This is a genomic window from Sporanaerobacter acetigenes DSM 13106 (genome assembly GCF_900130025.1).
Lineage (GTDB): Bacteria > Bacillota > Clostridia > Tissierellales > Sporanaerobacteraceae > Sporanaerobacter > Sporanaerobacter acetigenes.
The window spans coordinates 31,872-51,319 of the sequence record NZ_FQXR01000006.1 but is presented as its reverse complement, the minus strand read 5'-3'; the positions used below and the strand labels follow the sequence as shown (position 1 = coordinate 51,319).

Genomic DNA, 19,448 nt, shown 5'->3' with positions numbered 1-19,448 from the left:
AGGAGAAATGAGGGAAGGAAATTGGCAGAAGTAGGAGAACTATATGAGAAAAAAATAAATTGTCCAGTGTGTGGTAAAGAGTTTAAGACTAGCAAGGTAAGGCTTTCTAAACTCAGATTAGTTAAAAGAGATTCGGATTTTTTGCCTTATTATGAAGGGGAAAATCCTGTGTTTTATGGTGTGTTTGTGTGTCCACATTGTGGATATGCTGCATTAGAAGAAAATTTTAATAAAATAAATTTTCAAGGAAGAGAGACAATAAAAAAAGAGGTTTCATCTAAATGGAACGAAAGAAGTTTTTTAGGAAAGAGAACCATTGAAGAAAGTATTGCTGCATATAAACTGGCGCTATTTTGTGGAGAACTCTTGGAGGATAAAAATTATGAACTTGGAAATATATGCGTTAGATTGGGATGGCTTAATAGATTAAAAGAAGATGAGGATGAAGAAGAGAGATTTTTAAGTTTAGCTAGAGAACTTTTTAGCAATGCTTATTATAATGAACCTTTAAACAATGAATCTATGAATCCATTGACTGCAGCTTATTTGATTGGAGAAATTTCCAGAAGAATGGGAGATAGAGATGAAGCAATAAAGTGGTTCAATACGGTACTTAAGGATCCTGAAATTAAGAGTAATATTGCATTAGAAAAAATGGTTAGGGAACAATGGCAAGTAGTTAAGGAAGAATAAATGGCCTTGAATGTTTAAAAAATATTTGATATTATTTTTGAGAGCTAAATTAAATATTAAATTGGGTGTTTCTAATGAAACTTAAAAGGGAAAGTGGTGAAAATCCACTGCAGCCCCCGCTACTGTGTGTGAGGACGAATCAACAGAAGCCACTGGATTTCTGGGAAGGCGTTGATAGTAGGAAGATTCACAAGTCAGGAGACCTGCCTAAATTTAGAGCCTCGGAGGGAGGGATGTATAGAATTGTATAGTTTTTGCCCTATTCTCTAGTTACTGAGGACTAGGGTTTTATTTTTGACTAGAAAAGATCATAAAATGGAGGGAAAACTTATGAAAAAAATTAGCTCTAAAAAATTAATTGTATTATTTTTAGTTTTGGCAATGGCTTTAACTACCTTTACAGCTTGTGGCAAAACAAATTCAAATGAAGATGTAAAACAAAATGAAGAAGTAGTAGAGGAAAAGGAAAATAAAGTTCAATATCCTATGGAAGTAGAAGATCAGTTTGGAAATAAAGTGACAATAGAAAATGAACCTAAAACAATAGTTTCATTGGCTCCAAGTCATACTGAAATACTTTTTAGTCTTGGATTAGGAGATAAAATCGCAGGTGTAACTGAATACTGTGATTATCCAGAAGAAGCTAAATCAAAAGAAAAGGTTGGAAGTTTTACTGGAGTAAATATTGAAAGAATAATTGAATTAGATCCTGACATTGTATTTCAATTTGGTCCTGGCGATGAAGAAGTAAATGCAAAAATAAGAGATGCAGGAATTGTTCTTTTGTGCTATGAACCAGATTCTATTGATGAAGTCATGAATTTGATTCAAAGTATTGGCACTGTGACAAACACTGAGGATGAGGCCACAAAAGTTGTAGATGATATGAAAGCAAAAAAAGATGAAATTGTAAATAAAGTAAAAGATGAAGAAAAAGTTAAGGTGTTCTATGAAATATGGAATGATCCATTGATGGCAGCAGGTCCTGGTTCTTTTATGGATGAACTTATGACTCTAGCTGGAGGCGAAAATATAGCAAGTGATGCAGAAGGAGAATATCCACAGTTTGATATGGAACAATTAATAGAAAGAAATCCTGATGTTTATTTAGGAGCTAAAGATAGCGAAGAAAAAACTGTTGAGTCAATAAAAGAAAGACCTGGGTTTGAAAATATAAATGCTGTAAAAAATAATAGAGTGTACTTATTGGATCCAAATATAGTTTCAAGACCCGGACCAAGAATAATAGATGCATTGGAATTAGTTGCAAAGTCTATTCATCCAGATGCATTTAAATAAAAAGTAGGGATTTTTATGAGTTTAAAAAGGTCTAAAAATAAATATGCTACTATTGTTGTATCTTTGGTGCTTGCATTGATATTTTCTGTAGTGCTTTTTTCTACTATTGGGACAGCAAATATAAAAATTTTAGATACTTTTAAAATAATTGGCTCTAAGCTTCCCTTTATTGGTGGGAAAATAAATATTGATGGTATACCAGACTCTCACAAAACTATAATTCTAAAAATAAGGTTGCCTAGAGTTTTGCTTGGGGTCTTAGTTGGAGCTAGTCTATCAAGTGCAGGAGTTGCTTTTCAAGGAATGTTTAAAAATCCTATGGCTGATCCCTATGTTATGGGAATTTCATCAGGGGCGGCCTTAGGGGCTTCTCTTGCTATAATTTTGGGCATGAGAAAAACAATATTTGCAATATCACCTATATCATTTTTTGCTTTTATAGGTTCTCTTATAACGGTATTTTCTGTGTATTTTATTTCTAGAGTAAAAAATAAAGTGCCAGTTACAAATTTATTGCTTTCAGGAGTTGCTATTGGTCAATTTTTAACTGCTATAATGTCTTTTTTGATGGTCATATATTCAAAGGATATGGAAAAAATAATATTTTGGACTCTAGGCAGCTTATCGGGGAAGGGATGGGAACCCCTTATAAGAATAGCTCTTCCGACTATAGCATCTATTGCAATTTTAAATTTTTTTGCGAGAGACTTAAACATTATTTTAACTGGTGAAGAATCAGCCAAAAGTTTAGGTGTAGAGGTTGAAAAAATAAAAATATATATATTGGTATTGTCATCTTTTATGACTGCTATGGTGGTATCTGTAAGCGGTATAATAGGTTTTGTGGGGCTTATAATACCTCATATTGTAAGGCTTTTGGTTGGACCGGATCATAGAATATTGCTTCCATCTGCTGCTCTAGTAGGGGGAATATTTATGATATTTGCAGATACTATAGCTCGAACTATCATTTCTCCTGTTGAAATTCCTGTAGGAATTATAACTGCCATGTTTGGAGGACCGTTTTTTATATATTTGCTGAGAAAGAAAAAGAAAGGAATTTAAATTTAGGAGTGAAACTATGGTTAAAGCAATAGAAGTCCAATCATTAAATTTTGGATATAAAGATGATTTAGTACTTAAAGATATTTCTTTCTCATTAGAAGAAGGACAATTTATGAGCATCATCGGACCCAATGGGTCTGGAAAATCTACATTACTCAAAAACATATGCAATTTAGAAAAGCAAAATAGTGGGAAAATAGAAATCCATGGTAAAAATATTGTTCAATATAAATCCAAAGAATTGGCAAAAAAGATTGCTCTTGTTCCTCAAGATACTTTTATATCCTATGATTTTCCAGTATTTGATGTAGTACTCATGGGTAGATTCCCTTATTTAGGTAGATTTGATAAAGAAACAGATGAAGATTTTGAAATAACTAAGGAAGCTTTAAAAATCACCAATACTTTTTATTTAAGAGATAGAAATATAAATGAAATAAGTGGAGGGGAAAGACAACGTGTCATTATAGCTAGAGCATTAGCACAAGAACCAGAGATCATATTTTTAGATGAACCAACCAGTCATTTGGATATAAATCACCAGATGGATTTATTAAATATCTTAAGAAATTTAAACAAAGAAAAAAATACAACTATTGTATTGGTTATTCATGATATAAATTTGGCTTGCAGATATAGTGATATAATTATGCTTTTAGACAAAGGCGAAATCTTAAGTATTGGAAGTCCTAAAGAGGTAGTGACTAGAGAAAATATTGAAAAAGCTTATGGATTAAATACCATAATAGAAGAAAATCCTTATACAAATAGTCTTTATATAGTTCCATTATCGTTAAATGGTATAGTCAAAAAAGCAAACAAAAAAGAAAAAATTCATATCATATCGGGTGGAGGTACGGGTAGAGAGATAATCAGCAAATTAGAAGAAGCAGGATATGATCTTTCTCTAGGAGTAATAAATGTAGGAGATAGTGATTGGCAATTGGGGAAAAAGCTGTCCATAAAGATGGTGGAGGAAGAACCATTTTCTCATATCAGCGAGAAAGCTTTCAAAAGAAATATTCAGTTTATAAAAAAAGCGGATATAGTAGTCTTAGGTAGTACTCCTTATGGAAAAGGAAATATGAAGAATTTAGAGGCAGCACATTTAGCACTTAAGATGGGGAAAACAGTGTATTTTTTAGATGCTTATTCTAAAGATAATAAGTTTGACTATGCAGACGGAGAGGCAGAAAAATTGTTGAATGAAATGAAGAAAAAAGGACTTCTGGCGATAAATTCTATAGATGAAATAATTAAAAAGGCTTAACATAAGCCTTTTTTGTATTATATTTCGCATACTTTTATGGTATACTTTATGTGATTTATAGAAATGGAGGTAGAAATATGAGTTATAAATTAATTGCAACTGATATGGATGGAACATTATTAAATAGTCAAAACAAGATAACAGACAGGAATAAAGAAGCGATTTTAGAAGCTTTAGAGGAAGGAGTTAAAGTGATTCTCTGTACAGGTAGAATATTTACCTCTGCTCTTTATTATGCAAAAGCCTTGGAACTTGATACTCCTATAATTGCTTGCAATGGTGCATATATAGGAGAACAAGATAAATCAAAAATAATTTATGAAGAGCCAATTTCGCTTCAAACTTTTAGAAAAATAGTAGAAATTGCAGAAGAGGAAAAGATGTATTATCATTTCTATGATGATAGTACTTTTTATGCAAGGGAGTTAAATGATACTATAATGAATTATATGAATTGGAACAAAGAAAGAGATGAAATGGATAGAATAGATATTAGAATAGTAGAAGATCCATTAGATGCAATTGAAGAAGAAAATAGCAAGGTATATAAAATAGTATTTGTAGATGAAAATAGGAGGAAACTGAAAAATTTTAGAAAGAAGATATCAACAATTGAAGGAATAGAAGTGGTGAGTTCCTGGTGGAGCAATATAGAAATCATGAATGAGGGTGTTTCTAAAGGAAAGGCTTTAAACAAATTGTGTGAAATGTTAAATATAAGTATGGATGAAGTAATAGCCATTGGAGATAATGAAAATGACATACCCATGTTAAAAACTGCAGGACTTGGAGTAGCTATGAAAAATGGAGAAGAAGTTGCTAAAGAGGCTGCTGATTATATTGCTGATACCAATGATGAAAGTGGAGTTGGAAAAATTATTGAGAAATTCATATTAAAAAAAGATAAATAGTTAGGATTATGTTATAATTTTTTTAGATGCTTGAAAACTTAGAAAAGAGGGGATAATGTATTATGGCTTTAAATATTGTTTTGGTAGAACCAGAAATACCACAAAATACGGGCAATATCGCAAGAACTTGTGCTCTTACTGAAACAGTTCTTCATTTAGTAAGACCTTTGGGGTTTTCTGTAGATGATAAACACTTAAAAAGGGCAGGGCTTGACTATTGGGACTTAGTTGAAATACATTATTATGACAGCTTTAAAGAATTGCTTGAGGTAAATAGTAGAGAACACTTTTTTTATTCTACAACCAAAGGAAAGCAAAGATATACTGATATGAAGTATTTTGATGGATGTTTTTTAGTGTTTGGGAAGGAAACCAAAGGACTTCCTATGGATTTGCTTGAAGAAAATTGGGATAGAACTATTAGAATTCCAATGAAGGAGGGAATTCCAAGATCATTGAATCTTTCCAATTCTGTAAACATAGTCCTCTATGAAGCATTGAGACAAATTAATTTTCCTGGGCTAGAATAAATTTCTGATGTATTGTATATAAGGTTTATTTGGTATGTTCAAACAAAAGAGTTAGGGGGATTATTAAATGGAAATAGCTTTTGGAGTTTTAGGTGGTTTAGGACTTTTTTTATATGGTATGAATATTATGGGTACAGGACTACAAAAAGCTGCTGGAGAAAGACTTAAAAAGCTCATAGAAGTATTAACTAACAACCGCCTTATGGGAGTGCTGGTAGGTGCACTGGTCACCATGATTATTCAAAGTAGTAGTGCTACTACTGTAATGGTTATTGGTTTTGTAAATGCAGGGCTTATGACTTTAAATCAAGCGGTTGGAGTTATAATGGGAGCGAATATTGGAACTACTATTACAGCTCAACTTATAGCTTTTAATCTCACTGACATGGCTCCAGTGGCCGTAGCAATAGGAGTTGCAATTTGGATATTTACGTCTAAAAAAAGAGCTAAGGATTTAGCTGAAATACTTATTGGATTTGGTATTTTATTTATAGGAATGGACATGATGAGTGGTAGTTTAGCTCCATTAGCCGACAATCCTTCGTTTGTTAATATTATGACAAGCTTGAATGATTCTTTTTTAGGAGTACTTGTAGGACTTGGACTTACAACTATACTTCAAAGTAGTAGTGCTTCTATTGGACTTTTACAAGCTCTTGCAAAACAAAATTTGATAAGTATAAATATTGCATTTCCAATATTATTTGGAGATAATATCGGGACTACAACCACTGCACTATTGTCAAGTATAGGAACCAATAAAACTGCCAAAAGGGCCGCTATTATACACTTTTTATTTAATCTTATAGGAACAGTTATTTTTATGACTATATTGAGGATACCAATTCAAAAAATTGTTGTAGCCTTAAATCCCGGGAATGTACAAAGGCAAATTGCCAATGCTCATACATTGTTCAATATCATAAATGTAATGATTCAATTTCCATTTGCTAATTTTTTGGTTAAAGTTGCCAATAAATTAGTTCCGGGAGATGTTGAGGAAGAAACAGCTGGGCTTAAATTTTTAGATTCACGTATTATTGAAACACCTTCTATAGCAGTAGGTCAAGCTTCAAAGGAAATATATAGGATGGCCAGGATAGTTGAAGAAAATTTAAAGACTTCAGAAAGAGCTTTCATGGAGAAAGATGAGAAATTAATAAATGAAGTATTTGAACAGGAAAAAGTTATCAATAGGCTTGAAACAGATATTACAGGGTACATAGTGGAGCTTTCTAAAGCTCCATTGACAGATGAACAACATTCTACAGTTAATATATTGCTAAATGCCATAAATGATATTGAAAGAGTTGGAGATCATGCAGACAATTTAGCAGAACTGGCTCAATATAGAATTGACAATAAAATATTGTTTAGTGATGAAGCTATTGAAGAGTTAAAGATAATGTTTGGAAAAGCAGAAAAAGTTTATATAGAAGCAATTGATGCTTTTAAAACTGATGATATGGACAAAGCTGAAGATGTACTTAAACTTGAGGAAGAAGTGGATTATTTAGAGAAAAAATATAGAGCAAACCATATTGAAAGATTAAACAATCAATCATGTCAACCTAGTTCAGGAGTGGTTTTTTTAGATATAATAAGTAATTTAGAAAGAGTTTCTGACCATTCATCTAATATAGCACAATATGTATTAGGAATAAATTAAAAAAGAATGTTAGAAATTTGTCTATTTATAAATTTTATAGTTGTAATTAATAATTTTATATATTATAATAGTGGTGAAATGGTAAGGCAAACATTTAGTTAAATAAATATGCATAAACTGGATGAAAAATGCGGGAGAGATCAAGTTTTTTGACGCCGAAGGAGTAAGTATGGGATTTGCCATTCTATTACGAAGCTCTCAGGCAAAGGGACCGTGTTTGGACAGTTCTCTGGGAAGCGTAAGCACCGAAGGAGCAATCCTTATATAAAGGAGAAACTCTCAGGTTATGAAACAGAGTAGATGGGCACAGGGATGTCTTTCTATTCTGTTTTTTTATCAAGTTTTAAGGAGAGTATATATGGGTAAAAATATTGTGATAACCAATAATCCATTAGTAAAATCAAAGTATCAAGATGAAATTTCTTTAGAGTATTATGATATAGGATATTTAGAATTGCTCATGAAAGTGAGAGATAAAGTTCATTTAGGATACAAATTGTTAACTCATCCCTTGTCCAGCAGCGTAAAGCCAAATGAAACTCCATATAAGACTATTATTATTTCAGAGAATAGTAGTTTAGATGCAGATTCCCTTTTAATTATTGAAAACAGCATATTGACTACAAAAAAATTTTTAAAAGATATAGCTGTGTCCAATTGGGAAGATAAAATATTGGAGGATTTTCAAGTGGTAGATTTGTCAATAATAGAACCGGCAATAAATAAGATTTTATAGTATAAGAATGAGTATTTTTGGTAAATTTAATACCAAACTGCAAAATAAATTAACTTTATTTAGAGGAGGAGATGGAGATGTCAGACATTTATGATGTTGTCATAATAGGAGCTGGTCCTGCAGGACTTGCAGCAGGACTATATGCAGCAAGAGCAAAGCTTAAAACTCTAATAATAGAGAGAGAAAAAGCTGGTGGGCAAATAGTAGTTACAGAAGAAGTAGCAAATTATCCAGGTTCAGTTGAAAATGCTAGTGGACCATCGTTAATAGCTAGAATGGTTGAACAAGCAGATGAATTTGGAGCAGAAAGAATTCTTGATACAATTGTTGATATGGAATTAGATGAAAAGATCAAAGTACTTAAAGGTAAGAAAAATGAATATAAAGCCAAAGCTGTTATATTAGCCACTGGAGCAAAACCAAGACCAATAGGTTGTCCAGGAGAAAAAGAATTAACAGGCAAGGGAGTTTCATATTGCGCTACATGCGATGGAGCATTTTTCACAGATTTAGAAGTATATGTTGTTGGTGGTGGAGATGCAGCTGTAGAAGAAGCTATGTACTTAACTAAGTTTGCTAGAAAAGTAACTATAATTCATAGAAGAGATGAACTAAGAGCAGCTAAATCTATTCAAGAAAAAGCATTTAAAAATGAAAAGATGGATTTCATGTGGAATTCAGTAGTTACAGATTTAAAAGGCGACGGTATTTTAGAATCAATGACTGTAAAGGATACTGTTACAGGAGAAGAAAGAGAAATTGTAGCTGATGAAGAAGATGGAACTTTTGGTGTATTTGTATTTATTGGTCTAGTGCCAGCAACTGCTATTTTTGAAGGTAAGGTTGATATGGAAAGAGGATATATACCTACAGACCAAGATATGAAGACAAATATACCTGGTGTATTTGCAGCAGGAGATTGTAGAGTTAAATCCTTAAGACAAGTAGTTACAGCTACTGCAGATGGAGCTATTGCTGCTACTCAAGCAGAAAAATATATAAATGAAGTTTTTGATGTTTAAAAAAATTTATAGGAGGGATTCTAATGTTAGAACTGACTAAAGAAAATTTTGAAGAAGAAGTTTTAAAGGCTGAAGGATATGTATTGGTAGATTTTTGGAGTGATGGATGTGAACCATGTAAAGCTTTAATGCCACATGTTCACGGTTTTGAAGAAGTATATGGAGATAAAATTAAATTTTGTTCATTAAACACAATGAAAGCTAGAAGACTAGCTATATCACAAAAGATAATGGGATTGCCAGTTATAGCAATATATAAAGATGGCGAAAAAGTAGATGAAAGAGTAAAAGAAGATGCTACAGTTGAAGGCGTAGAAGAAATGATTAAAAAGTATATTTAGCTTTTAGTTCCAGGCTATGACTTGGAATTAAAATAAATATTTTTCAAATTAAGGGGAGGTGACTATATGCGTCTAGAATTAGGTTATGTATTTATTAAAGACGTTCAATTTGGCAGTGAAAGCAAAGTAGAAAATGGAACATTGTATGTAAACAAGGAAGAATTGATTAATTTAATCAAAGAAGATGAACACTTTGAAAGTGTTGATATTGAACTAGCTAGACCAGGTGAAAGCGTTAGAATTACTCCTGTAAAAGATGTCATTGAACCAAGAGTTAAAGTGGAAGGTCCAGGAGGGATATTCCCTGGAATGATTTCCAAGGTAGATGTCGTTGGTTCAGGTAAGACTAATGTACTAAAAGGTTGTGCAGTAGTTACAACAGGTAGGATTGTTGGTTTCCAAGAGGGAATCATAGATATGACAGGACCAGGAGCAGAATATACACCATTTTCCAAATTGAACAATATTGTTTTAGTTTGTGAACCTAAGGAAGGATTGAAACAACACGAGCATGAAAAGGCCTTAAGAATGGCTGGATTCAAGGTAGCTGCTCATTTAGGTAAATTAGCAAAAGAAATTAAACCTGAGGAAGTTGATACTTTTGAAACATTGCCAATGCTTGAAGGTATAAACAAATATAGCGACTTACCAAAAGTTGCTTATGTTCAAATGCTTCAAAGTCAAGGATTGTTGCATGATACTTATGTATATGGTGTAGATGCTAAACAAATTGTACCAACGATTCTTTATCCAACAGAAATAATGGATGGTGCTATAGTTAGTGGAAACTGTGTTTCTGCATGTGATAAAAACACAACTTATCATCATCTAAACAATCCAGTAGTTCAAGACTTGTATAAAAAACATGGAAAAGAATTAAACTTTGTTGGTGTGATAATTACAAATGAAAATGTTTATCTTGCAGATAAGGAAAGATCATCTAACTGGACAGCTAAACTAGCTGAATTTTTAGGATTAGATGGTGTAGTTGTTTCACAAGAAGGATTTGGAAACCCTGATACTGACCTTATTATGAATTGCAAGAAGATTGAACAAAAAGGAGTAAAAACAGTTATTATTACTGATGAATATGCTGGTAGAGATGGAGCCAGTCAATCTCTTGCAGATGCTGACAAATTAGCAAATGCAGTAGTTACAGGTGGAAATGCAAATGAAGTTATAACATTGCCACCTATGGATAAAGTAATTGGTCATGTAAAATTTGTTGATACAATTGCAGGTGGATTTGATGGTAGTTTGAAAGAAGATGGCTCTATAGTTGTAGAGTTACAAGCTATAACAGGAGCAACAAATGAACTTGGATTCAATAAATTGACAGCAAAAGGATTTTAAAGATAGAAAAAACATATTGAAAGGAGAGTGTTGAAATGTCATTGTTTGATGATAGAAAAATTATTATCATTGGCGACAGAGATGGTATTCCAGGACCAGCTATGGAAGAATGTCTAAAGAGTACATCTGCTGAAGTTGTTTTTTCATCAACTGAATGTTTTGTCTGAACTGCAGCAGGTGCTATGGACTTAGAAAATCAAAAGAGGGTTAAAGAATTAACTGAAAAATACGGTGCAGAAAATATAGTAGTATTAATCGGTGCTGCTGAAGGAGAAGCTGCAGGATTAGCAGCTGAAACTGTAACAGCAGGAGACCCAACTTTTGCAGGTCCATTAGCAGGAGTCCAGTTAGGACTTAGAGTATATCATGCTGTAGAACCAGAATTTAAAGAAGCAGTTGATCCAGAAGTTTATGATGAACAAATAGGTATGATGGAAATGGTTTTGGATGTAGATGATATAATTAATGAAGTAAAATCTATAAGAGATCAATATTGTAAATTTAACGATTAATAAGTATACCCGTCGAAATACGAGAGAGGGGGGAAGACGATGGAAAAAATAAGAGTTGTTCATTATATAAATCAGTTCTTCGCTGGAATAGGTGGAGAAGAAAAAGCTGATTATAAACCAGAAGTAAGAGAAGGCGTTGTAGGGCCAGGTATGGCTCTAAATGCAGGATTTAAAGGTGAAGCAGAAATAGTAGCAACAGTAATATGTGGTGATAGCTATTTCAATGAAAATTTAGAAGAAGCTAAAAAAGAAGTAATTGAAATGGTTAAAAAGTATAATCCAGATTTATTCATTGCTGGGCCAGCATTCAACGCAGGTAGATATGGTGTTGCTTGTGGAACTATAACTGATGCTGTACAAAGTGAACTTGGTATACCAGTACTAACAGGTATGTATGAAGAAAATCCTGGTGCTGATATGTTCAAAAAGAGTGTATACATTGTTTCAACTAAAAACAGTGCAGCAGGTATGAGAGATGCCGTTAGCAAAATGGTACCATTGGCGCTTAAACTTGTTAAAAATGAAGAAATTGGCTCACCTGAAGAAGAAGGATATATGTCAAGAGGCATAAGAAAAAATTTCTTTGCTGAAAAGAGAGGTTCTGAAAGAGCTGTTGAAATGTTGATTAAGAAGTTAAAAGGTGAGGAATTTGTCACAGAATTCCCAATGCCTGATTTTGACAGAGTTGAACCAAATCCAGCAGTTAAAGATTTGAGCAAAGCAAAGATTGCACTAGTTACTTCAGGAGGTATAGTTCCTAAGGGAAATCCAGATCATATTGAATCTTCCAGTGCTTCAAAATATGGAAAATATGATATTGAAGGATTCGACAATTTAACTAGTGAAACTCATGAAACAGCTCATGGTGGATATGACCCAGTATATGCAAATGAAGATCCAGATAGAGTATTGCCTGTAGATGTATTAAGGGATCTTGAAAAAGAAGGTAAAATTGGTAGCCTTCACAGATATTTCTATACAACTGTAGGTAATGGAACTGCTGTTGCAAGTGCTAAAGGTTTTGCAGCAGAATATGCAAAAGAATTAGTAGCTGATGGCGTAGACGCAGTTATATTGACTTCAACCTGAGGCACCTGTACACGTTGCGGTGCAACAATGGTTAAAGAAATTGAAAGGGCAGGAATTCCTGTAGTACACATGTGTACTGTAACTCCTATTTCCATGACTGTAGGAGCTAACAGAATTGTACCTACTATTGCAATTCCTCACCCATTGGGAAATCCAAAGCTTGATCCTGAAGAGGAAAAAGCACTTAGAAGAAAATTAGTAGAAAAAGCACTAAAAGCTTTAACAACTGAAGTAGAAGAACAAACAATTTTCGAGTAATAAAAAATTGAATTAAAGAATATTTCATAGATGAGTAGTATTTATACTACTCATCTATGAGTAATAAAACTATATTTAATTATACTGTCGGAGGTGGAATATTATGACTTATGCTGTAGTAAAAGGTGCTGGATATATATTAGTACATACACCAGATATGGTGCTACACAATGGAACTACTCAATCAACTGAAAGAATTATCAATCCAGATTCAGATTATTTAAAAGAATTGCCAAATCATTTAAGAAGTTTTGACGAAGTAGTAGAATATTTACCTAATCAAGTTTATATTGGAAACATGACTCCAGAAGAATTGGGAAAATATGAACAACCTTGGGTTGACAAGAAAGCTGAAGGTGCAAATAAGGTTGGAAAATTCGGAGAAATAATGCCACAAGATGAATTCATCGGACTTATGAAAATAGCGGATACTTTTGATTTGGTGAAATTAAGCAAAGAATTTTCTGTAGATGTAATTAAAAAATTAGGAGATCATCATTTCATAAGTGAAGAATTGATTTCAAGAATCAAAGAAGGAGAAGAAATTGAAGAAATTAAAAAGCTTATAAAAGAGCAAGGGGCTGAACCATTATATAATAATGGAGAAGTTGTAGGTTGTGTAAAAAGAGCTCATGATGTAGATACAAACCTTAGTGCTCATGTTATATTTGAAAATTTAGCAGTAAAAGCTTCAGGAGTATTAGCTGCATTAAATTTAGTAGAGAAGAATAATATAAATCCAGAAGATGTTGAATATGTAATTGAGTGTTCAGAAGAAGCATGTGGTGACATGAACCAAAGAGGTGGAGGAAACTTTGCAAAATCAGTTGCTGAAATGGCTGGATTTGTGAATTCAACAGGCTCAGATACAAGAGGATTCTGTGCTGGACCTACTCATTCACTTATTGAAGCAGCAGCACTTGTTCAATCAGGTATATATAAAAATGTAGTAGTAGTTGGTGGAGGCGCTACTGCTAAACTTGGAATGAATGGTAAGGACCATGTGAAGAAAGGTTTGCCAATATTGGAAGACGTACTTGGAGGATTTGCAATATTAATAGGTCAAAATGACGGTGTAAACCCAGTTCTTAGAACAGATTTAGTTGGTAGACATACTGTAGGAACAGGTTCATCTCCACAAGCAGTTATAACTTCTCTTGTTACTGCACCTCTTGACAAAGGCAATTTAAAAATCACAGATATAGATAAATATTCAGTAGAAATGCAAAATCCAGACATAACAAAACCAGCTGGAGCAGGAGATGTGCCAAAAGCAAACTATAAGATGATTGCCGCATTAGGTGTTAAGAGAAATGATATTGAAAGAACAGAATTAAATTCCTTTATTGAAGAACACGGTATGGAAGGATGGGCACCAACTCAAGGACATATACCTTCAGGAGTACCATATATAGGATTTGGAAGAGAAGATATATTGTCAGGTAAAATAAATAGAGCTATGATAGTTGGTAAAGGAAGTCTTTTCTTGGGTAGAATGACAAACCTATTTGATGGTGTTTCTATAGTTATGGAGAAAAACTCAGGAAAAGTAGAAGAAGAAAAGGGAGCATCAGAAGAAGAGATAAGGAAACTTGTAGCAGAAGCTATGAGAGGTTTTGCATCTCATTTATTAGAAAATTAGAGGTGATAAAATGGCTGAAAACAATGTAAATAAAATGATAGGAAAAGTTTTTAATGACATAGCTGATGCAATAGAAACAGGAGAATTTGGAGAAAAGATAAGGGTAGGTATAACTACTTTTGGAAGTGAACATGGTGTAGATAATGTTGTTAAAGGAGCAGAAATAGCTCAAAATAGAGATTCTTCCATAGAAGTTGTTTTAATTGGACCAAAAGTTGATAGTCCATTAACTCAAGTAGTTGTAGAAAACGAAGAAGAAGGCTACAAAAAGATGGAAGAGCTATTGGATTCTGGAGAAATTCATTCTGCAGTAACTATGCACTACAGTTTTCCAATAGGTGTTTCAACAGTAGGAAGAGTTGTAACTCCGGGCAGAGGAAGAGAAATGTATATTGCTACTACTACTGGAACATCTTCTCCTCATAGAGTTGAGGCTATGGTTAAAAATGGTATTTATGGCATAATAGCAGCAAAGACTATGGGAATAGAAAATCCTACAGTTGGAATTTTAAACTTAGATGGTGCTAGGCAAGTAGAAAGAGCATTGAAAGATCTTGACAAAAATGGGTACAAAATAAACTTTACAGAGTCTTTAAGAGCAGATGGCGGTTGTGTCATGAGAGGAAACGACTTGTTGGCAGGTGTACCAGACGTTATGATTACAGACACTCTTACAGGGAATATTTTGATGAAAGTATTCTCATCATATACAACTGGAGGAGACTTTGAAGCTATGGGTTATGGCTATGGACCTGGAATAGGGGAAAACTATGATAGATTAGTTCTCATATTGTCAAGAGCTTCAGGAATACCTGTCGTAGCCAATGCAATCAGCTATGGTGCTAGTTTAGCTAAAGGAAATGTAAAAGAATTGGCAAAGAAAGAGTTTGCTAAAGTAAATAAAGCAGGATTTAAAGAAATATTAAAGGGTCTAAATAAAGAAACTAAAAAACAAGATGATGAAGAGGAAGTAGTTGCTCCACCAAAGGAAACTGTAACAGGAACTATTGCAGGTATAGATATAATGGAACTTGAAAATGCAGTAAAGGCTCTTTGGAAAAAAGGCATTTATGCTGAAAGTGGAATGGGATGTACAGGACCAATATTGATGGTCAACGAAGGAAAATTAGAAGCTGCAATAAATATTTTAGCAGAGGAAGATTATATTACAAAAGAGTCTACAATTTGTTAATACTTCACAAAAACATTCCTATGAATTGAGTTGATTTTTGTGGAAATAAACAAAAACAGTTGAAGGATTTTAGAAAATGGTGTAGAACTATATATAGTAGACTAAATTAATAATCCATTAAAGGGGGAGTCAAAAATGCCAAAAAAGGTAATGGCAGTAGTCATGATTGCAGTATTAGCATTTAGTCTTGCTGCTTGTTCCAGTGGTGGCGGTGGAGACAAGTTGAAAGTTACTATGGTTACAGATGTTGGTGGGGTGAATGACCAGTCATTCAACCAATCTGCTTGGGAAGGACTTCAACAAGCAGGAAAAGATTTAGATATAAAAGTATCATATCAAGAGTCACATCAAGATGCTGACTTTGTTCCAAACTTAGAAACTGCCCTTGATGCAGGTAATGATCTTATCTGGGGAATTGGATACAAACTTGGTGATCCTATATTAGAAGCTGCAAAAAAGAGTCCTGATACTAAATATGCTATAGTAGACTTTGCATATGAGGATACTCCTGAAAATGTAGTAGGCGTTGTATTCAAACAAGAACAACCTTCATTTTTAGTAGGCTATATAGCTGCTAAAATGACTCAAACTGGCAAAGTAGGCTTTGTAGGTGGTATGGAAGGCGACGTTATAAGTGCTTTTGAAAATGGATACCATGCTGGAGTTGAATATGCAAACAAAGTAAATGGTACAAATGTAGAAGTTATAATTCAATATGCTGAATCATTTACTGATGCAGCAAAAGGTAAAGCTATTGCAAACAGCATGTACCAACAAGGAGCAGATATAGTATTCCATGCTGCTGGAGGAGTTGGCGATGGTGTTATAGAAGCAGCTAAAGAACAAGACAAATTTGCAATAGGTGTAGATAGAGATCAAAACTATATGGCACCTGACAATGTTATTACATCAGCTATGAAACGTGTAGACGTAGGTGTTTATAATGTAGTTAAAGACTTAAAAGACGAAAAATTCCCTGGTGGAACAACTGTAGTTTATGGTCTTGAAGAAGGAGCAGTAGATATAGCTCCAACATCAGACAAACATGTTCCAAAAGAAATACTTGATGAAGTCGAAGATTTAAAGAAAGACATCATTGATGGGAAAATTGAAGTTCCATTTAACGAAGATACTTTCAATGATTTCGTAAATTCACTATAATAGGAAAATGGGCAGCTCAGGCTTTTGCCTGGGCTGTTATATTAGATAGGAGGGGCCCTATTGAACAACATAGATTTTTCAACTAAAGTCATTGAAATGAAAGGCATCACAAAGAAATTTGGAGATTTTGTGGCAAATGATAATATTGACTTAACAGTTCATAAGGGAGAAATTCATGCACTACTAGGGGAAAATGGGGCAGGAAAAACTACTCTCATGAATGTGCTATATGGATTGTATTTGCCGACAGAAGGAGAAATATTTATAAATGGCGAAAAAGTTCAAATTACAAATCCAAATATTGCTATAGAAAAGGGAATTGGAATGGTTCACCAGCACTTTATGTTAGTGGACAAGTTTACTGTTGTAGAAAATATAATCTTAGGTAAGGAAACAACAGTGAAGAAAGGAAATTGGAATACAGGACATTTAGATATAAAAAGAGCGACTAAAGAAGTTGAGGAATTATCTCAAAAGTATGGATTATATGTAGATCCAAATGCTAAAATTGAGGATATTACGGTTGGAATGCAACAAAGGGTAGAAATATTGAAAGCTCTTTATAGAGGAGCGGATATATTGATACTAGATGAGCCTACTGCCGTTTTAACACCTCAAGAGATAGAAGAACTTATTCAAATCATGAAAAGTTTGACCGGTCAAGGGAAAACGATTATCATCATTACTCACAAATTAAGAGAAATAAAACAAGCTGCAGATTATTGTACTATAATTCGTAGAGGAAAGAAAATTGATACTGTTAAGGTAAGTGATGTTTCAGAAGAAGATTTAGCTGAAAAAATGGTAGGAAGACAGGTAAATTTTGTTGTTGATAAAAAAGACATTGAAAAAGGTGAAGTGGTTTTAAATGTAGATAATATTGTTGTAAAAGATAATAGAAAGTTAAAAGCAGTAGATGGGCTGTCCATTGAGCTTCACAAAGGTGAAATACTGGGAATAGCAGGAGTTGACGGAAATGGCCAAAGTGAGTTAATTGAAGGACTCACGGGACTTAGGCCTATTGAATCTGGGCAGGTCATATTAAATGGAGAAGACATTACTAACAAAACACCTCAACACATCATAGAAAAAGGAATGAGTACTATTCCTGAAGACAGACAAAGAAGAGGATTGGTAATGGATTTTAGCATGGCTGAAAATTTTATTTTAGAAAAATATCACAAAGAGCCATTTTCTCATGGGAACAAATTAAATCATGATGAAATTAGAGAACATGCAAAAGAATTGATAGATAAATTTGATGTAAGGCCTCGAAATGAGGATCAGCTTGCTAAAGCATTGTCGGGTGGAAATCAACAGAAGGTCATTATAGCTAGAGAAGTGACAAATGACCCAGATGTTCTTATAGCAGCACAACCAACAAGAGGACTTGATGTTGGGGCAATTGAATTTGTTCATAAATCACTGGTTGAACAAAGAGATAGAGGAAAGGCAGTACTCCTAATTTCCTTTGAATTAGATGAAGTAATGAATTTATCAGATAGAATAGCAGTCATATTTGATGGGAAAATAGTAGCTGTACTCGATGCAAAGAAAGCCGATGAAAAAACCTTAGGATATTTAATGGCAGGAGGAGGTGTAGACGATGAAAGAAAACAGGCTTAAATTTACTCTTATTGCAATTCTTATAGGTCTTGTAATTGGAGCAATAATATTATTAGCAGTAGGATACAATCCACTGGAGGCTTATGGAATAATGATTGCAGGCGTATTTGGTAGCCCTAAATATATTTCATGGACTATCATAAAGTCTACACCACTTATTTTAACAGGTATCTCTGTAGCATTTGCTTTTAAAACTGGACTTTTCAATATAGGTGCAGAAGGCCAATTTATAGTAGGAGCTTTGGTGGCAACAATGGTAGGATATTTTTGGCATTTACCACCAGTTCTTCATGCAATAGTGGCACTATTGTTGGCTTGTTTAGCAGCGGGACTTTGGGGAGGATTTGCTGGATTTTTGAAATCTAAATTTGGCGTCAATGAAGTTATAACTACTATAATGCTCAATTGGATTGCACTATATTTGAGTAACTTTTTTGTGTATTGGGATAAATTCAAGAGACCAAATAGTGAAGCTTCTCAAAAAATATTAAGCTCTGCAAGTATTGCTTTTCCTAAAGGATTGGGTAGTTCATTGGGTAGCTTTTTCGATGCACCTGTAAATTTTGGTTTCATAATAGCCATATTAGTTGCATTCCTCATAAAATATATATTAAATGATACTACACTTGGGTATGAATTGAGAGCAGTAGGATTCAATAAAGATGCTGCTGAATATGGTGGTATCAATGTCAAGAAAAATATGGTTACTGCCATGATGATTGCTGGGGCTATATCAGGGCTTGCAGGAGCTGTTCATGTACTGGGAGTGACAAATGAAATATCAATACTATCTGCTATGGAAGGCAATGGTTTTGATGGTATAGCTGTATCTTTAATAGGAGGTAATAGTCCTATAGGATGTATATTTGCTGGATTATTGTTTGGAGCTCTTAAATATGGTGGATACAAGATTCAACCAATGATGGGAGCGCCATCTGAAATAATCAACATAGTCATTGGCATTATAGTATTTTTCATAGCTATGCCTAAGATGATAGAAGGACTGACAACTATGAGGTCTAGAAGAAAGAGGGGTGGAGAAGTTGAACGCTCTAAATGATTTAGGTTTAATAATAGGA

18 protein-coding genes and 2 riboswitches are annotated in these 19,448 nt (G+C 33.6%); all 18 genes read left to right on the top strand.

The window, feature by feature from the left end:
- The first annotated feature begins 21 nt into the window (after positions 1-21).
- The 18 genes from BUA21_RS07300 (at position 22) to BUA21_RS07210 (ending at position 19,429) form a co-directional block, all read left to right on the top strand.
- A complete protein-coding gene (locus BUA21_RS07300) occupies positions 22-693 on the top strand; it encodes a DUF2225 domain-containing protein (protein ID WP_072744159.1) in 672 nt (223 codons plus the stop codon).
- A 46-nt stretch (positions 694-739) separates the two neighbouring features.
- Positions 740-918: riboswitch (cobalamin riboswitch) on the top strand.
- A gap of 105 nt (positions 919-1,023) precedes the next feature.
- Entirely contained in the window at positions 1,024-1,992 is a 969-nt protein-coding gene (locus tag BUA21_RS07295) for an ABC transporter substrate-binding protein (RefSeq protein ID WP_072744158.1), read from the top strand.
- 15 nt (positions 1,993-2,007) lie between these two features.
- A complete protein-coding gene (locus tag BUA21_RS07290) occupies positions 2,008-3,057 on the top strand; it encodes a FecCD family ABC transporter permease (RefSeq protein WP_200796535.1) in 1,050 nt (349 codons plus the stop codon).
- Between the two features lie 16 nt (positions 3,058-3,073).
- The gene (locus BUA21_RS07285; protein WP_072744156.1) at positions 3,074-4,327 is read left to right on the top strand and encodes an ABC transporter ATP-binding protein; all 1,254 of its coding nucleotides are present in this window, start codon (positions 3,074-3,076) and stop codon (positions 4,325-4,327) included.
- Between the two features lie 77 nt (positions 4,328-4,404).
- Positions 4,405-5,238 carry a Cof-type HAD-IIB family hydrolase gene (locus tag BUA21_RS07280; protein WP_072744155.1) on the top strand — a complete coding sequence of 278 codons (834 nt, stop codon included), beginning with the start codon at positions 4,405-4,407 and terminating at the stop codon, positions 5,236-5,238.
- Positions 5,239-5,300: 62 nt separating this feature from the next.
- Positions 5,301-5,768: a tRNA (uridine(34)/cytosine(34)/5-carboxymethylaminomethyluridine(34)-2'-O)-methyltransferase TrmL gene (trmL, locus tag BUA21_RS07275; RefSeq protein ID WP_072744154.1), complete on the top strand. Its 468-nt coding sequence runs from the start codon at positions 5,301-5,303 to the stop codon at positions 5,766-5,768.
- Positions 5,769-5,835: 67 nt separating this feature from the next.
- On the top strand, positions 5,836-7,437 hold the full coding sequence (locus BUA21_RS07270; protein WP_072744153.1) for a Na/Pi cotransporter family protein: 1,602 nt from the start codon (positions 5,836-5,838) through the stop codon (positions 7,435-7,437).
- 121 nt (positions 7,438-7,558) lie between these two features.
- Positions 7,559-7,661, top strand: a riboswitch (glycine riboswitch).
- Between the two features lie 134 nt (positions 7,662-7,795).
- A complete protein-coding gene (locus BUA21_RS07265) occupies positions 7,796-8,173 on the top strand; it encodes a GrdX family protein (RefSeq protein WP_072744152.1) in 378 nt (125 codons plus the stop codon).
- 77 nt (positions 8,174-8,250) lie between these two features.
- On the top strand, positions 8,251-9,195 hold the full coding sequence (trxB, locus tag BUA21_RS07260) for a thioredoxin-disulfide reductase (protein WP_072744151.1): 945 nt from the start codon (positions 8,251-8,253) through the stop codon (positions 9,193-9,195).
- A 23-nt stretch (positions 9,196-9,218) separates the two neighbouring features.
- Positions 9,219-9,536: a thioredoxin TrxA gene (gene trxA / locus BUA21_RS07255; RefSeq protein ID WP_072744150.1), complete on the top strand. Its 318-nt coding sequence runs from the start codon at positions 9,219-9,221 to the stop codon at positions 9,534-9,536.
- A gap of 66 nt (positions 9,537-9,602) precedes the next feature.
- Positions 9,603-10,889 carry a glycine/sarcosine/betaine reductase component B subunit gene (locus BUA21_RS07250; RefSeq protein WP_072744149.1) on the top strand — a complete coding sequence of 429 codons (1,287 nt, stop codon included), beginning with the start codon at positions 9,603-9,605 and terminating at the stop codon, positions 10,887-10,889.
- Positions 10,890-10,924: 35 nt separating this feature from the next.
- Entirely contained in the window at positions 10,925-11,401 is a 477-nt protein-coding gene (grdA, locus tag BUA21_RS07245; RefSeq protein WP_084604197.1) for a glycine/sarcosine/betaine reductase complex selenoprotein A, read from the top strand.
- Positions 11,402-11,440: 39 nt separating this feature from the next.
- A complete protein-coding gene (grdB, locus tag BUA21_RS07240) occupies positions 11,441-12,748 on the top strand; it encodes a glycine reductase complex selenoprotein B (RefSeq protein ID WP_084604196.1) in 1,308 nt (435 codons plus the stop codon).
- Between the two features lie 103 nt (positions 12,749-12,851).
- Complete coding sequence (gene grdC / locus BUA21_RS07230; RefSeq protein WP_072744146.1) at positions 12,852-14,390, top strand: glycine/sarcosine/betaine reductase complex component C subunit beta; 1,539 nt, start codon at positions 12,852-12,854, stop codon at positions 14,388-14,390.
- A gap of 10 nt (positions 14,391-14,400) precedes the next feature.
- Positions 14,401-15,582, top strand: a complete 1,182-nt coding sequence (gene grdD / locus BUA21_RS07225) for a glycine/sarcosine/betaine reductase complex component C subunit alpha (protein ID WP_072744145.1) — start codon at positions 14,401-14,403, stop codon at positions 15,580-15,582.
- 135 nt (positions 15,583-15,717) lie between these two features.
- A complete protein-coding gene (locus tag BUA21_RS07220; RefSeq protein WP_072744144.1) occupies positions 15,718-16,743 on the top strand; it encodes a BMP family lipoprotein in 1,026 nt (341 codons plus the stop codon).
- 60 nt (positions 16,744-16,803) lie between these two features.
- Entirely contained in the window at positions 16,804-18,369 is a 1,566-nt protein-coding gene (locus BUA21_RS07215) for an ABC transporter ATP-binding protein (protein ID WP_084604195.1), read from the top strand.
- Positions 18,350-19,429, top strand: a complete 1,080-nt coding sequence (locus BUA21_RS07210) for an ABC transporter permease (RefSeq protein WP_072744143.1) — start codon at positions 18,350-18,352, stop codon at positions 19,427-19,429. The genes BUA21_RS07215 and BUA21_RS07210 overlap by 20 nt, the downstream gene beginning before the upstream one ends.
- Positions 19,430-19,448: the final 19 nt, after the last annotated feature.

Bases quoted from the DNA above. Each gene is read 5' to 3' on its own strand.
- BUA21_RS07295 (WP_072744158.1), top strand. From the start codon at position 1,024: ATGAAAAAAATTAGCTCTAAAAAATTAATTGTATTATTTTTAGTTTTG.
- BUA21_RS07290 (WP_200796535.1), top strand. From the start codon at position 2,008: ATGAGTTTAAAAAGGTCTAAAAATAAATATGCTACTATTGTTGTATCT.
- BUA21_RS07285 (WP_072744156.1), top strand. From the start codon at position 3,074: ATGGTTAAAGCAATAGAAGTCCAATCATTAAATTTTGGATATAAAGAT.
- BUA21_RS07280 (WP_072744155.1), top strand. From the start codon at position 4,405: ATGAGTTATAAATTAATTGCAACTGATATGGATGGAACATTATTAAAT.
- trmL (WP_072744154.1), top strand. From the start codon at position 5,301: ATGGCTTTAAATATTGTTTTGGTAGAACCAGAAATACCACAAAATACG.
- BUA21_RS07270 (WP_072744153.1), top strand. From the start codon at position 5,836: ATGGAAATAGCTTTTGGAGTTTTAGGTGGTTTAGGACTTTTTTTATAT.
- BUA21_RS07265 (WP_072744152.1), top strand. From the start codon at position 7,796: ATGGGTAAAAATATTGTGATAACCAATAATCCATTAGTAAAATCAAAG.
- trxB (WP_072744151.1), top strand. From the start codon at position 8,251: ATGTCAGACATTTATGATGTTGTCATAATAGGAGCTGGTCCTGCAGGA.
- trxA (WP_072744150.1), top strand. From the start codon at position 9,219: ATGTTAGAACTGACTAAAGAAAATTTTGAAGAAGAAGTTTTAAAGGCT.
- BUA21_RS07250 (WP_072744149.1), top strand. From the start codon at position 9,603: ATGCGTCTAGAATTAGGTTATGTATTTATTAAAGACGTTCAATTTGGC.
- grdC (WP_072744146.1), top strand. From the start codon at position 12,852: ATGACTTATGCTGTAGTAAAAGGTGCTGGATATATATTAGTACATACA.
- grdD (WP_072744145.1), top strand. From the start codon at position 14,401: ATGGCTGAAAACAATGTAAATAAAATGATAGGAAAAGTTTTTAATGAC.
- BUA21_RS07220 (WP_072744144.1), top strand. From the start codon at position 15,718: ATGCCAAAAAAGGTAATGGCAGTAGTCATGATTGCAGTATTAGCATTT.
- BUA21_RS07210 (WP_072744143.1), top strand. From the start codon at position 18,350: ATGAAAGAAAACAGGCTTAAATTTACTCTTATTGCAATTCTTATAGGT.